Source organism: Micromonospora sp. MGP-C2 (assembly GCF_057766525.1).
Genome location: NZ_JBYMEN010000002.1, coordinates 4,239,366 through 4,254,273 on the forward strand (window position 1 = coordinate 4,239,366; position 14,908 = coordinate 4,254,273).

Sequence of the window (14,908 nt, forward strand, 5' to 3'; positions counted from 1 at the left end):
CGGCGCGGAGATCCGGGTATGAAAACGCCGCCGCCGGCCGGGACAGGTCGTCCGGCCGGCGGCGGCGTCATGAAGCGGTGCGGGTCAGTTTCGCTCGGGTGGTAGGCCGGGCAGTAGTCCGCCACCGCCGCCACCGCCGCCACCGGGGTTGCCGCCCGGGTTGCCTCCGGGGTTGCCGCCCGGGTTACCCCCGGGGTTGCCGCCCGGGGTGCCGCCGACACGCGGGCAGAACGGGTCGGTCAGCGGATCACAGGTCGGGCCGCCCGGCAGACCCGGGATGGTCGGCAGCGCCACCGGCTCCTTGCCGTTGCCCTTGGTGACGTCACCCTCGCCGGTGACGCTGGGCAGGGAAATCTCCTCCAGGCCCTTGAGTGCGGTGTTCATGAACTTCTCCCAGATCGGGCCGGGGAGCGTCGAACCACCAATGTCCTTGCCGCCGGTGAGCTTGATCTGCGGCTTGCTCGGGTCCCGACTGCCCACCCACACCGCTGTGGCGTTCTGCGGGGTGTAGCCGACCGTCCAGGCGTGCGAGTTGTCCTTGTCGTCGTACTCCCAGGTGCCGGTCTTGGCGGCGGCCTGGCGGCCGTTCTCCAGGGAGATGTTGTTGGGGCGAGGGATCTGCTTCAGAACGCCGGTGACCTCGTCGGTGATCTTCTTGGGGATCCGCTGCTCCGGCTTGATGCGCTCGCTGCCGACGACCTTCCACTTGCCGCTGTCCTTGTCCTGCTGCTCCACCTTCAGGACAAAGTGGGCCTTGATGTACTTGCCGTCGTTGGCGAACGTGGCCATGGCGTTGGCGTGATCGAACACGGTGATCGGGTACTTGCCGAAACCGGTGTAGTTGTCGAACGGTTTCGGCCCCTTCTTCGACAGGTCGAAGGCCTGCGGCGGGTCGACGCCCCACATGGTGGTCACGCCGGCCTTCCGGGCCATGTCGACGACCTTGTCGGCGCCGATCGTGTCGGCGACCCAGTAGAAGGGCACGTTGTACGACTGGACCGTCGACTCTTCGAGGGTGCAGTACTTGCCGCACTTGAGGTTGGTGCGGCCGGCGTTACCGATCGTGTCCCGGGAGCCCTTGGGCTTGTAGGGCGTGGGGTCCCAGTGCGACTTGACCGAGATGCCCGCCTCGATCGCGGCGGCCAGGGTGTACACCTTCATCGACGAGCCCGGCTGGTGTCCACCGGTCAGGTCACCGTTCTTGTCGGTGTTCTTGCCGGCGTAGTCGAAGTCGGCGCCGCTGTCACCGCCGTAGTAGGCGAGCACGCGACCCTTCGACGGGTCGATCGACACCACCGCCGCCATCAGGTTCTTCGGCTGGTCGTTGAGCTCGGAACCCTTCTTGGACTGCATGGCGGTGTTCTCAGCGGCGGTCTGCAGCTTGTGGTCGATGGTGGTGGTGATCCGGTAGCCGCCGTCGCGCAGCGCGTCCACGCAGCTCGTCTTGCCCTCCGCGCCGGTGTCGGAGCAGAGGCCCATCGCGTCCATCTCCTGGCGGACGTAGTTGATGACGTTGCCGCGCGGGCTGTCGACACCGAACCCGTTCCCGCCCTTCTTCGGCGCCTGCACCTTCGGATACTCGGTCGGCGAAGCGGGCTGCCCGGGGGCGTCCAGCCAGCCCTCCTTCTTCATGCCGGCGATCACGTAGTCCCACCGTGACCTGGCGTCCGTCGGGTTGACCGCGGGGTCGAACCCCCCGTGGGTCTCGCTCGGCTGCGGCTGCTTGATGACCGCCGCCAGCACCGCACCCTCGCCCACGGTCAGGTCCTTCGCCGAATGGCCGAAGTACGTCAGTGCCGCGGCCTCGATGCCGTAGGCACCGCGCCCGAAGTAGATCACGTTGAGGTAGTGCTGCATGATCTGCGGCTTGTCGTACTTCTCGTTCAGCTTGGAGGCGAGGATTGCCTCCTTCACCTTCCGGCCGTACGTGTCGTCCTGGAGGTTCTCGAACGCGTTGCGCGCGTACTGCTGGGTGATCGTCGAGGCGCCCTGCTTGTCACCGCCGGAGACGTTGTTCCACGCGGCTCGGACGATGCCCTTGTAGTCGACGCCGGAGTGCCGGTAGAAGTTGCGGTCCTCGGCCGCCGCCACCGCGTGCTGCACGTGCAACGGGATCTGGTTGATGGTGACGAAGCTGCGGTTCTCGCTGCCCAGCTTGGCCAACTGGGTCTTGCCGTCCTTGGCGTACACAGTGGTGGACAGGGGCAGCGGCATCTCGTCGGGCATGACCACGTTGGTCGAGTAGTAGGTGAACCCGACCACACCGGCACCGGCGAGCATGATGAAGACCGCGACACCGGCGATCAGCAGGTTCATCCGCTTGCGCTTCTTCGCCCGTCGGGCGGCGCCCGGGTCACCCGCACCACGGCCGCCCCGGCCCGGACCGTTCGGTCCACCAGGACCGCCCGGCCCACCGGAGACCGGCGAGACGCTCGCCCGGGCGACGGCGGCACGGCCACCAACCGACGCGGAACCGACACTGGCCCGGCCCGCCGGGGCGGCACCGACGGCGGCGGCGCCGACCACGGCTCGGCCTGCCGGGGCGCCCGGCGCAGGGGACACGGGCACCGAGGCCCGGCCCGCACCGGCGCGTCCGGCGGCCACACCCGGTGCCGGCGACACCGGCACCGACGCCCGCCCAGCGCGGCCGGGGGTTGCCGAACCCACCGAGGCGGAACCGGCCGCAGCAGCGCCGCGCGGCGGCACCGAGGCCGATCCGCCCACCGTGGCCCGCCCACCGGCGGCCCGTGGGGTCACCGAAGCGCGGCCCGGGGTCGCCGTGCCACCCTCCGGGGCCGACCAGCCATTCCCGCGGGAGTCACCGCCGGGGCGGCGGTACGCGTTGTCCGCGACCGGCCCGGGGTCGCCCTCGGGGCCCGAGTGCTGGGCCCGTCCACGCGCAGAACTGGGATCGCCGTACGAGTTCATTCCTCACACCCTGCCGGTCGCGGTGGGGCGCGACTGCGCCGCCACCGGGTTGCCGTGAGTTGCTTCACCCGGGAGACCGGCACGGGGGTGCCGTTTCACCGGGGGACTTGCCGCATTAATAGGGCTAATCGGACCAACGAGCGGTTGACCGTCCCGGGTTTCGTCTACGGCCCCGGGGCCGGTCCAACCAGCTGTGATCACCGTTGCGCCTCTCGCCTCCGCCGACCCGCACCTTCGGCGGCCGCCACGTCCTGCTCGCCGGCGCCGTCGCTGTCGCCGGCCAGACCGTCCCGGCCGAGCAGGTACTGCTCGACCAGATGGTTCCAGTCACAACCGAGGCACACCTCCACCACGAAGACCTGGAACTCACGCAGCGTCATCGCCAGGACAGGCAACTCGGTCAGTGTCCGGGCCTGCCCGGCGGACTGCTTGAGCTCGTCACCGTAAATGTAGTGGACGAGAGTCAAGTTCTCGCTGCGACAGATCGGGCAGCGCCGGTCGGTCGGCTCACCGTGGAACCGGGCGGCGTTCTTCAGGTACGGCGATGCGTCGCACACGTCGTACGTGCCAACCCGGCCGGCCAGGAGCTCACGCAGCACTGCTCGCTTCTGAAGCGAGTAGTCGACGACCTGGCGCTGCGTACGCATGCGAAGAAGGGTACGCGGTCCGGCCCGAGCAGGCGACCACGCTCACAATCCGTGACGACACCGTCTCGGAGCGGGGGTTTGCCCTGGCACGCGTGACCCGCTAACGTGCGATGTATCGGTCCGATACATCGCGGCGGTTACCGCTCCACGCCGGAGGGTAAAGAGAGGGTGGCCAGTGCTTGAGTTCGCCATCCTCGGCCTCCTGCAGGAGTCTCCGATGCACGGCTATGAGCTGCGCAAGGAGCTGACCGCCAAACTCGGCGCGATCCGGGCGGCGATCAGCTACGGCTCGCTCTATCCCACGCTACGCAGGCTGCAGGCGGCGGGATGGATCACCGAAGCTGATGAGACGCCCGCCACTGCCGAGGAGGTCCCCGCGCTGACCAGCCGACGAGGTCGGGTGGTCTACAAAATCACCGCGGAGGGCAAGGAACGCTTCGCCCAGCTGATCGCACAGGCCGGGCCCGAGACGTACGACGACACGGGCTTCGGGGTGCACTTCGCGTTCTTCGCCCGGACCGACCAGGCGACCCGCCTGCGCATTCTGGAGGGTCGCCGCCGCAAGATCGAGGAGCGTCGCGAAGGGCTTCGCGACGTGCTGGGCCGGGCGGCCGAGCGCCTCGACGCTTACACGCTGGAACTGCAGCGCCACGGCCTTGATGCCTGTGAGCGCGAGGTCCGCTGGCTGGAGGAGCTCATCGCCAACGAGCGCTCCGGCCGAGCCCCGACGGTCCCGAACATCGGGACAGCCGGCGGCCGACGAGAAGACAACAGCCCGCCTCCGCCTGGAGAGACCAGGAATGAGCGGCCGTGACAGAAAAGAAGGAGGCAGACGCTATGGGCTCCGTCCGCGTCGCCATCGTCGGTGTGGGTAACTGCGCCTCGTCCCTGGTTCAGGGCGTCGAGTACTACCGGAACGCCAACCCGAACGACCGCGTCCCGGGTCTCATGCACGTCGCCTTCGGCGACTACCACGTCAACGCTGTGGAGTTCGTCGCGGCGTTCGACGTGGACGCCAAGAAGGTGGGCATGGACCTCGCGGAGGCGATCGTCGCCAGCGAGAACAACACCATCAAGCTCTGCGACGTGCCGCCGACCGGCATCAGCGTGCAGCGCGGTCCGACCTTCGACGGTCTGGGCGAGTACTACCGCGAGATCGTCGAGGAGTCCGACGCCACCCCCGTCGACGTGGCGCAGGCTCTGCGTGACGCGCAGGTCGACGTCGTCGTCTGCTACCTCCCGGTCGGCTCCGAGCAGGCCGCCAAGTTCTACGCCCAGGCCGCGATCGACGCCGGCTGCGCGTTCGTCAACGCCCTGCCGGTCTTCATCGCCTCCGACCCGGAGTGGGCCCAGAAGTTCACCGATGCTGGCCTGCCGATCGTCGGTGACGACATCAAGAGCCAGGTCGGCGCCACCATCGTGCACCGCGCACTCGCGAAGCTCTTCGAGGACCGCGGCGTCGAGCTGCTGCGCACGTACCAGCTCAACTTCGGCGGCAACATGGACTTCATGAACATGCTGGAGCGCAAGCGGCTGGTCTCGAAGAAGATCTCGAAGACCCAGTCGGTCACCTCGCAGATCCCGCACGAGATGAGCAAGAGCGACGTGCACATCGGCCCGTCGGACCACGTGCCGTGGCTGGACGACCGCAAGTGGGCGTACATCCGCCTGGAGGGTCGCTCGTTCGGTGACACCCCGCTCAACGCCGAGCTCAAGCTCGAGGTGTGGGACTCTCCGAACTCGGCCGGCGTCATCATCGACGCCGTCCGGGCCGCGAAGATCGCGCTGGACCGGAAGATCGGCGGCCCGATCCTGTCGGCCTCGTCGTACTTCATGAAGTCCCCGCCGGTGCAGTACGCCGACCACGACGCCCACCAGGCCGTCGAGGAGTTCATCGCCGGCGAGGTCGCGCGCTGACCCGCTGAAGCAGCAGTACGGCCGAGGGCCGGGTCCTTTCGGACCCGGCCCTCGCCCCGTTCACTACATCGCCGTGGGGTACGACGACCAGCTCACTTCCAGCTCGGCGTCCCCTGCTTGGCCGCCACGGCCCGCTTCGCCCGGCGCTGCTCCGGCGACTCGGCGCCACGCGCCGTCGCGCCAGCGGAGAACGGCAGGATATCCTCGTTGACCGCACCGACGCCGATCACGAACGCCACCACGTCGATAATGATGTGGGTGGTCCGGGCAGCGTAGACGGAGATGACGTCAGTGAGAGGCGACTCGGAGTCCGGGTCATAGCCGACACCCGACATGAACGAGTTCGAGATCACCTGGTTGGTCAGGTAGTTGATCGTCGAGAAGTTCGCCGGGCGCGGGCTGCGGTACGGGAAGATCTGCACGAAGCCCGACGCGACTGCGGTCGTCACGGTGAGGTTGCCGAAGAGGGCGTCGCTGAAGAAGGCGAAGTCGCTCAGGTCGACGTGGATGGTCTGGCCGTCGCGCAGCCGCCCCGAGCCGTCCAGGGTGGTCGACGAGGCGTTGAGGATCCGGGTGCGCGACCCGGCCGAACGGGTGTCGATGACCCGCTGCGGCGTGATCGGCACGATGTTGTTCGAGTTGCCGGTCGTGTGCACGTACTCCAGGTGCGTGCTGCCGCCGTACTCGGCGACCACCTGGAGGTTGCTGTCGCTGTCCATACCGATCGAGCCGCCGGGCGAGTCGGGGTGCAGGACATCGCCGATCGGCGTCAGCTGCAGCGCCGGCCGGGCCAGCACCGTACGACCGTCGGGGGCGGTGGTCTTGCTCGTGCTCGTCAGCTGCAGGGTGACACCAGTCCCGTTGCTGACCAACGCCGTGGTGTGGGTGCCGGCAAGGTTGCCGGTGCCCAGGATCAGCGGGTCGCCGGGCGCGGCCTGAGCGGGCGTGGCTGCAGCGGCACCCACCACGGTGGTTCCGGCGACGCCAGCCGCGACGGCGCCGGCACGGCGCAGCAGCCGGCGCCGGTCGACAGTCTTGTCCTGCTTCTCGGTCATTGTTCCCCCGCAAGAGTCGGTCGAGTGATCCCCGATCATCACGCCTACGGTCGGCCGTCCACATCGACCGATCGGCCGACAAACCACGATCTGGTTCGATTCGGCGGACCGGTCAGGACCACGCCCGCTGCAGGGCCACCCGGGCTTCCAACTCCAGCAGGTGCACCTTGCGCGGCAGACCGCCCCCGAAGCCGACGAGCCGCCCACCGGCACCGACGATGCGGTGACACGGCACGATGACGGGGATCGGGTTCCGGTTGCAGGCCACCCCCACCGCCCGGGCCGCCCCGGAGTCGCCGACCCGACGGGCCACCTCGCCGTAGGTGAGCGTCTCGCCGTAGGGGATCAGGGTCATCTCCCGCCACACCGCCCGCTCGAAATCCGAACCACGGGGGATGGTCACCGGCACGGTGAACGCGGTCAGCTCGCCAGCGAAGTACGCCCGCAGCTCGGCGACGGCCTGCCGGGACACCTCCTGGTCAGGATCGTCCGCCGCCGCGTCGACCCGGCCGAAGTGCGCACCGCAGACGCTCGCACCGTCGCTTGCCACGGAGAACTCACCGATCGGTGAGTCGAGCACGGTCCAGCGCATGAGCCCATTGTCCCCGACCCGCGCCGGTGGCCGCCTACCCCGGCACCACTGATCCGCGTACGCCACGTCGGGTCGGTGGGTGCCGCCGCGAACCGCCGCCCGCCGGGCCGGCCGGGAGATCGTTTCCGCGTCCCGCTGGGCCGTCGGCCGTTGCGCGGCATCGATACCGTGCAGGTCGTGGCAATGGGGACGCTCATCTTTCTGATCATCGGCGGGGCGGGCATCGGTGTGCTCGCGCTCGCCCTGCTCGGCACCGAGCTGTTCCAGTTCGGGCACGCCGACGTCGACGGGCCGATCTCGGTCGAGACGGTCGCCGGCTTCGCCGGGGCGTTCGGGTTCGGCGCGGCCATCGTCAACGAACTGCTCGGTGCGCGTACCCCCGGCATGGTCGTCGGCGCGGCGGTCGGCGGCGTGCTCGCGGCCGTGCCCACCGCCTGGTTGGCGTCCCGACTCAGCCGGGCGGCGCGGAACATGCGCACCGACCCCACCCCCACCCGCGACGACCTGGTCGGTGCGCTCGGCCTGGTCGTCACCCCGGTGCCGGTTGACGGCTACGGCGAGGTACGAATTCGTCTCGCCGGTCAACCGGTCAAGCTCAGCGCCCGTGCGGACCAGCCGATACCGGTCGGCGCCCAGGTCTTCGTGGTGCAGGCGCTCAGCGAGACCAGCGTGCAGGTCGAAACCTACTGACTTTCCTCGTAGACAGGACTCCTTTATATGGCCCTGCTAATCGCCATCGGTGGCGCGGTCCTCCTCGTGCTCATCCTGGTGCTCTTCGTGCTCTCCCGGATCAAGGTGGCCGGACCGAACGAGGCGTTCATCGTCACCGGTCGCAAGGGTCGCACCACCCAGACCGCCGACGGCGGGCGCTCGACCGACAACTCCGGGCAGAAGGTCGTGCTCGGTGCCTCGGTCTTCGTGCTGCCGGTGGTGCAGAAGCTCCAGTCGCTCGACCTGTCCAGCCGACGGATCGACGTCGGCATCCGGGGGGCGGTGAGCAAGCAGGGCATCCGCGCCGACCTGCACGGCGTGGCGATCGTCAAGGTCGGCGGCACCGAGGACGCGATCCGGGCCGCTGCCCAGCGGTTCCTGCACCAACAGGACGAGATCGACAACTTCACCCGGGAGGTGCTCGCCGGAGCGCTGCGCTCGATCGTCGGCCGGCTCACCGTCGAGGAGGTCATCCGGGACCGGGCGGCGTTCGCCAGCGCGGTGGCCGAGGAGGCCGAGCACTCGATGACCAACCAGGGCCTCGTGCTGGACACCTTCCAACTCCAGGACATCCTAGCCGAAGGGTCCTATCTGCAGGACCTGGGCCGGCCCGAGGCCGCCCGGGTGCTCAAGGACGCGGCCATCGCCGAGGCACGGGCCCGGCAGCAGGCCGAGCAGGAGCGGCTGCTCGCCGAAGAGGCCATCGCGGAGGCGAACCGGAACCTGTCTCTCAAGCAGGCCGGCATCCAGGCCGAGATCGACGCGGCGAAGGCGAAGTCCGCCGCCGCCGGCCCGCTGGCCCAGGCCGAACGGGACCAGGCGATCCTCTCCGAGCAGCAGAAGGTCGCCGAGCGCAACGCCGAACTCAAGCAGCGCCAACTGGACACCGAGGTGCGCAAGCCCGCCGACGCGGCCCGGTACAAGGTGGAGCAGGAGGCCGAGGCGTCCCGCGCCGCGGCGGTGCTGCACGCGGACGCACAGCGGCAGTCGGTCATCGCGGCCGCGCAGGCCTCCGCCGAACAGGCGCGGCTCACCGGTGAGGGCGAGCGGGCCCGGCGTGCCGCGCTCGCCGAGGCGAACGCGATCGAGGGCGCCAAGGAAGGTGAGGCCGAGCAGCGTCGGCGCTCCGCCATCGCCGAGGCCGTGGAGCGGGAGGGTCAGGCCGAGGCCGCGGCCATCCTGGCCAAGGGTGAGGCCGAGGCGGACGCGATGGCGCGCAAGGCCGAGGCTTTCGCCGCCTACGGCGAGGCGGCGGTGCTGGACCTGCTGGTCAAGGTGCTGCCGCAGGTGGTCGAGGCGGCCAGCGCGCCGATCGGGGCGATCGACAAGATGACCGTCATCTCCACCGACGGCGCGTCGTCGCTGACGAAGTCGGTGGCCGGCAACGTGGCCCAGGGGCTTCAGCTCGGCAGCGACCTGACCGGGATCGACCTGGCCGGTCTGCTGTCCCGGCTCGGCTCGGCGTCTGCGGCCGGCAACGGCACCCCCGCCGGCAAGAGCGCCCCGGCCGTGGACGGGACCGCCGTCGAGACCCGCTGACGACGTACGCAGACGGGCGCCGCTCCCGGTTCGGGGGCGGCGCCCGTCAGTTCCACTCGGGTTCGGTGCGAGGGCTACTCGACGAGGCCCTCGGCGCGGGCCCAGCGCAGCAGCTCGACCTCCGCGGCGTCACGGTCCAGAGGGCCGTGCTCAAGGCGTTGTTCCTTGAGGTGCTTCCAGGCCCGCCCGACCACCGGCCCCGGGGGTACGCCGAGCAACTCCATGATCGCGTTGCCGTCCAGGTCGGGACGGACCCGGGCCAGGTCCTCCTCGACCGCGATCCGGGCGATCCGATCCTCCAGCGCGTCGTAGTCGGCGGCGAGCTGGGCCGCCTTGCGCCGGTTGCGGGTCGTGCAGTCCGAGCGGGTCAGCTTGTGCAGCCGGGGCAGCAGGTCACCGGAGTCGGCGACATACCGGCGCACCGCCGAGTCCGTCCACTCGCCCCGCCCGTACCCGTAGAAGCGCAGGTGCAGCGCGACCAGCGCGGTCACCTTGGCGATGACCTCCTTCGGGTAGCGCATCGCCTTCATCCGGGCCTTGGTCAGCCGTGCGCCGACCACCTCGTGATGGTGGAAGCTGACCCGACCGTCGGGGGCCGCAGCCTTCGTCGCCGGCTTGCCCACGTCATGCATGAGGGCGGCCATCCGCAGGATGAAGTCGCAGCCCTCCTCCTCGTAGGAGACCGCGTTCTCGACGACCGTCAGGGTGTGCTCGTAGACGTCCTTGTGCTGCGCGTGCTCGTCGATCTCCAGCTTCAACCCGGTCAGCTCAGGCAGGAACCGTTCGGCCAGCCCGGTGTCGACCAGCAGCCGCAGCCCGGTGATCGGGTCGGCACCGCAGAGCAGCTTCGTGAACTCGTCGCGGATCCGCTCGGCGGTGATCCGGTCCAGGTCGGCGGACATCTCGCTCATCGCCCGGTGCACGTCCGGGTGCACGGCGAAACGCAACTGGGCGGCGAACCGGGCGGCCCGCAGCATCCGCAACGGGTCGTCGCCGAACGACTCCCCAGGGGTGCTCGGGGTACGGATCATCCTGGCCGAGATGTCGTCCAACCCGCCGTGCGGGTCGGTGAACCGGTGCTCCGGCAGGCTGACCGCCATCGCGTTGATGGTGAAGTCGCGCCGCTTCAGGTCCTCGTCGAGGCTGGTGCCGTAGACCACCACCGGGTTGCGGCTGACCTGGTCGTACGACTCCGCGCGGAACGTGGTGATCTCCAGCCGGAGGCCGTCGCGCTGGGCGCCGATGGTGCCGAACTCCCGACCGGTCTCCCAGATCGACTCGGCCCAGCCCTTGAGGACCCGCAGCGTCTCGTCGGGGTGCGCGTCGGTGCAGAAGTCGAGGTCGTCCCCGAGTCGGCCGAGCAGGGCATCCCGCACCGAACCGCCCACCAGGTGCAACTCGTGACCGGCGCGGACGAAGCGGCGGCCCAACTCGTCGGCGACCGGGGAAACCCGGAGCAGTTCGGCGACGGCGTTGCGCTGCGCGGCGGTGAGTTCGCGGCGGTCGGCGGCGTGAGGAGCGGAAGCTTCGGACATGGGATCGCCAGCTTATCGGGCCAGGGTGTGATCCGATCCGCCGGGCGCGGGTAACGGGTGGGGGTTGACTATGGTCTGTGGCGTGCGGGTCGGTGTCCGGCTCGACGTACCCCTGGGAGGCTGGAGATGAGCGGCGGGCTCTACCGCAGCGCCAACGCCACGCCGGACGGCGGGCCCGGGGCCGGCGGACGTCCGGGCGACGGCGCCACCTTCATCTCCGCCGAGCCGCTGAACCAGCCGGCCCTGGAGTCGACCGCGCCACCACAGGAGCAGGTGGGCGAGGCGAGCGCGGCGACGAACAGCGCGGTGATGGCCGTCGGCAGCCTGGTCAGCCGCGGCACCGGCTTCCTCCGCAACCTGGTGATCGGCGCGGCCCTCGGCGGTGCGCTGGTCGGCGACGCGTACACGACCGCCCAGATCCTGCCCGGCATGGTCTACGAGTTCCTGCTCGGCGGCGTCCTCACCAGCGTGCTGATCCCGGTGCTGGTGCGCCGACGCAAGATCGACCCGGATGGCGGGCAGGCGTACGCGCAGCGGCTGCTCACCCTCGCGGTGCTCGCCCTCGGCGCGGCGGCCCTCCTGGCAGTGGCCCTGGCCTGGCCGTTGACCTGGTTGTACGGCAGCAGTGAGTCGACCGAGGCGTATTCCGGACTGGTCCGGCACCTGTCGTACCTGATGCTGCCGATGATCTTCTTCTCCGGCCTCTCCGCGTTGATCAGCGCGGTGCTCAACACCCGGGGTCACTTCGCCGCCCCGATGTGGGCGCCGATCCTGAACAACCTTGTCGTGATCGGCACCGCCGGCCTCTACATCGCGATCTTCGGCGCGAAGATCGTCCAGCCGGAGGACATGACGGCCGGTCGGATCATCCTGATCGGTGGGGGCACCCTGCTCGGCGTGGCCATCCAGGCGACCGGCCTGCTGCCGGCGCTGCGCAAGGTCGGCTTCCGCTGGAAGATGCGATTCGACTTCCGCGCACTCGGGCTGCGCGAGCTGGGCCGGCTCGGGGCGTGGATGATCTGCTACGTCGCGGTCAGCCAGGTCGGCCTGATCGTGCTGTTCAACCTGCTCAACCGGGCCGGTAAGGAGAACGCTGCCGGCCCGCTGATCTACAACAACGTCTTCCTGCTGCTGATGACGGCACACGGCATCATCGCCGTCTCGATCATCACCGCGCTGATGCCCCGGATGAGCGCGGCGGCGGCCGACGGCCGCTACGGCGACCTCGCCGCCGACCTGTCCCGGGGCACCCGGACGGTCACGGCGGTGCTCGCGCCAATTGCGGTCTGCTACGCCGTCCTGGCCACCCCGATCGCGTTCACGTTGTTCCGGGTCGGCGCCTTCACCGAGGACAACGCCACGGCCACCTCCGTTGTGTTGCTCGCTGCGGCGCTCGCGCTGGTCCCGTTCGCGGTCAGCCAACTCTTCACCTTCGCGTTCTACGCGCTGCCGGACACGCGCACCCCGGCGCTGATCAACATCCCGGTGGTGGCACTCCGGATCGGGGTGCAGATCGTGCTCTTCGTGGCCTTCTCGGCGAGCTTCGCCGGCGCCGGAATGATGATCGGTAATGCGGTGTCCTACCTGGCTGCTGCGATCGGCTCGGCCTGGCTGCTCCGACCGCGCGTCGGTCGGATCGGCCTCGGCGGCATCATGCGCACCGGCGGCCGGGTCGCGGTTGCGGCGCTCGGTTCCGCACTGGTCGGCCTGCTGGTGGTGAAGCTGCTGCCCGGTGACGACACGCCCAGCCGACTGGAAGCGGTGGTACAGCTCGTGATCGGTGGGGCGGTGATCGGCGGGACGTACCTGGGTCTGGCCATGCTGCTGCGGATCAGTGAGATCACCGAGGTGGTCGGCATGGTCCGCCGCCGCCTGGGTCGCTGACCGTCAGCACCCGATCACAAGAAGTTTCTGCACGCACGGACCGTGACCGCGGATCACCAGGCTGGGGATCCACCTGTGGATAACTCAGCGATTCGCCGGTCAACCACCGCATCGGCCTGTGGATAACCAACCGTACGGCCGAGCGTGCCGGGCCGATCGGTGGGAACATGCCAGTTGTAGGGAGGGGTCGCGCCAGCCCAGCCCCGGCGTCGGTCACTTGCGGTGAAGCCGTAGATTAGCTAGTACATGTGCCAGCAACGTGGCTGACAACGGTCGTAACCGGACGAGCTCTTCGACTGCCGGGAACCCGCCGGGTACGGCGGGAAGATGACATGTCGAGGAGACGGGCAACCCAGGTAAGGTCGCTCTCGACGGGTACGGCAGGGGCCGACGCTGCGCGTCGACACCGGTCGGCCGGTTCCTTCAACGGCAGAGCGGGAAGCCACATGCCCAGCAGTGCGGGTCCATCGATCGACACGATCACCGAGGGAGGACGGGTGACCCAGGTCGGCGAGGGTCAGGAGGCGGACGAAAGCGCTCCTCCGGTCATGACCTTCGGTGCTCCCACGGCCGGTGAAGTCCTCGCCGAGCGGTACGAGCTGGTTGAGCACATCAACAACGACAGCGCGGGTCGGCTGGTCTGGCGCGGGGTCGACGTCATCCTGCGTCGTCCCGTCGCGGTGGTGCTGCGCTACCCGGGCGGCGACTCCGCCACCGAAATGCTTCAGGCGGCCGTCGCGGCCAGCCGGGTCATCCACCCCAACCTGGTCGGCGTCTACGACGCGATCGACGAGGCCGACCGCGCGTACGTGGTGCGCGAGTGGGTCGACGGGCAGTCCCTGCGGGACCTGGCGGCCGACGGTCCACTGGACCCGGCCCGGGCCACCGCGATCGGCAACGCCGTCGCGAGTGCTCTCGCCGCGGTGCACGCCACCGGCATGGTGCACGGCAACGTCCACCCTGGCACCGTCATGATCAGTGACGAGGGCCGCGTGGTCCTGGCGGACGCCCGCACCGATGGCGACGACAGCCAGGAGAACGACATCCGGGCGGTCGGCGGTGTCCTCTACTTCGCCCTGACCGGTTACTGGCCGCACGCCGAGGCACCGCTGCGTGGCGCCACCGCCGGCCACGGCCGGGCCGCCATCCCGGACGCCGTTCGCGACGCCGGGGGCGCCATCGCGGCACCTCGCCAGGTCCGGGCGGGTGTTCCCGCATACCTGGACGACCTGACCATGGATCTGCTCGACGCCGAGATCGCGCCGCCGTCGTCCGATGTGCTCGCCGCCGAGCTGGCCCGACTGGACGTGCCGGCCGAGGAGGAGCACTACCTCGACAACAGTGGGCCACTGCGGTTCGCCGCCGACACCGAGGAAGAGCCCGTCGCCGCTGGCCGCCGCCGGTGGTCGCAAGGTCGCCGTGGGCATCGCCGGCCTGCTGGCGGTCGCCCTGGTCGGTCTGCTGATCGGGATCAGCACGCTGGGCGACGGCGACAAGGACCCGCAGGCCAACCAGCCTCCCGCTCCCACCTCCAGCGCCCCCGCCGGCGATGCCACCCCGGCCGCCGCCGCGGTCCGCAAGCTGGCCGTCAAGGGCGTCCGGATCATCGATCCGGACAGCCAGAAGCGCGACGAGCTGGGCGGCGCCGACAAAATCATCGACGGCGACGCGGACAAGGGCTGGGGCACCGACACGTACACGGCGGCCAAGTTCGGCAACCGGAAGTCCGGCATGGGGGTCTGGCTCGACCTCGGCGAGCCGCACAGCGTCAAGTCGGTGCAGGCGGTGCTCTCCGCGACCGGCGCGTCCGCCGAGCTCCTCACCGGCACCACCGCACCGCCGTCGTCCTCCAACGGCGACAAGCAGATGGTCCAGGCCTACAAGACCCCGGGCACCACCATCGGGCAGCCGTTCCAGGACCACGACGGCACCACCATGACGTTCAACGGGTTCGACGTCGACCAGAAATACCAGTACCTGCTGTTCTGGATCACCGAGTTGCCGGCCAGCGAGCGGGGCTTCCAGGTCGACGTCCAGGAGATCACGGTCCAGGGATCGTGAGCCCGGCACCTCCTCCGTGGCACTGCTTCCACCGGACGT

General features: G+C 69.8%; 10 protein-coding genes and 1 pseudogene. 6 read left to right on the top strand and 5 right to left on the bottom strand.

From position 1 onward, the window contains the following. Positions 1 to 84: 84 nt before the first annotated feature. Positions 85 to 2,928 carry a transglycosylase domain-containing protein gene (locus tag AC3CF1_RS19395; RefSeq protein ID WP_488450983.1) on the bottom strand — a complete coding sequence of 948 codons (2,844 nt, stop codon included), beginning with the start codon at positions 2,926 to 2,928 and terminating at the stop codon, positions 85 to 87. A 197-nt stretch (positions 2,929 to 3,125) separates the two neighbouring features. Beyond that, on the bottom strand, positions 3,126 to 3,575 hold the full coding sequence (locus tag AC3CF1_RS19400) for a DUF5318 domain-containing protein (RefSeq protein ID WP_354982219.1): 450 nt from the start codon (positions 3,573 to 3,575) through the stop codon (positions 3,126 to 3,128). Between the two features lie 175 nt (positions 3,576 to 3,750). On the opposite strand from AC3CF1_RS19400, the gene AC3CF1_RS19405 reads away from it, so the two are divergent. Both AC3CF1_RS19405 and AC3CF1_RS19410 read left to right on the top strand, forming a co-directional pair. After that, positions 3,751 to 4,389 (top strand): PadR family transcriptional regulator, encoded by a 639-nt coding sequence (locus AC3CF1_RS19405; protein WP_088950778.1) that lies wholly within the window; start codon positions 3,751 to 3,753, stop codon positions 4,387 to 4,389. A gap of 23 nt (positions 4,390 to 4,412) precedes the next feature. Then, positions 4,413 to 5,492 carry an inositol-3-phosphate synthase gene (locus AC3CF1_RS19410; RefSeq protein WP_088950779.1) on the top strand — a complete coding sequence of 360 codons (1,080 nt, stop codon included), beginning with the start codon at positions 4,413 to 4,415 and terminating at the stop codon, positions 5,490 to 5,492. A gap of 92 nt (positions 5,493 to 5,584) precedes the next feature. On the opposite strand, the gene AC3CF1_RS19415 is transcribed toward AC3CF1_RS19410, so the two are convergent. Next, positions 5,585 to 6,547: a hypothetical protein gene (locus tag AC3CF1_RS19415; RefSeq protein ID WP_488450984.1), complete on the bottom strand. Its 963-nt coding sequence runs from the start codon at positions 6,545 to 6,547 to the stop codon at positions 5,585 to 5,587. 112 nt (positions 6,548 to 6,659) lie between these two features. Next, a complete protein-coding gene (locus tag AC3CF1_RS19420) occupies positions 6,660 to 7,139 on the bottom strand; it encodes a methylated-DNA--[protein]-cysteine S-methyltransferase (protein ID WP_354982217.1) in 480 nt (159 codons plus the stop codon). 183 nt (positions 7,140 to 7,322) lie between these two features. Between AC3CF1_RS19420 and AC3CF1_RS19425 the strand changes: the two genes are divergently transcribed. Both AC3CF1_RS19425 and AC3CF1_RS19430 read left to right on the top strand, forming a co-directional pair. Continuing rightward, the gene (locus tag AC3CF1_RS19425) at positions 7,323 to 7,829 is read left to right on the top strand and encodes an NfeD family protein (protein ID WP_141913045.1); all 507 of its coding nucleotides are present in this window, start codon (positions 7,323 to 7,325) and stop codon (positions 7,827 to 7,829) included. Positions 7,830 to 7,856: 27 nt separating this feature from the next. Continuing rightward, entirely contained in the window at positions 7,857 to 9,389 is a 1,533-nt protein-coding gene (locus tag AC3CF1_RS19430) for a flotillin family protein (protein WP_210791759.1), read from the top strand. A 74-nt stretch (positions 9,390 to 9,463) separates the two neighbouring features. Here the strand turns inward: AC3CF1_RS19430 and AC3CF1_RS19435 are convergent, their stop codons facing one another. Then, entirely contained in the window at positions 9,464 to 10,924 is a 1,461-nt protein-coding gene (locus AC3CF1_RS19435; protein WP_488450985.1) for a CCA tRNA nucleotidyltransferase, read from the bottom strand. Positions 10,925 to 11,050: 126 nt separating this feature from the next. Here AC3CF1_RS19435 and murJ point away from each other — a divergent pair, with 126 nt between their 5' ends. Next, positions 11,051 to 12,808, top strand: a complete 1,758-nt coding sequence (gene murJ, locus AC3CF1_RS19440) for a murein biosynthesis integral membrane protein MurJ (RefSeq protein ID WP_354982216.1) — start codon at positions 11,051 to 11,053, stop codon at positions 12,806 to 12,808. Positions 12,809 to 13,254: 446 nt separating this feature from the next. Beyond that, positions 13,255 to 14,869: pseudogene (locus AC3CF1_RS19445) on the top strand (protein kinase family protein). Positions 14,870 to 14,908: the final 39 nt, after the last annotated feature.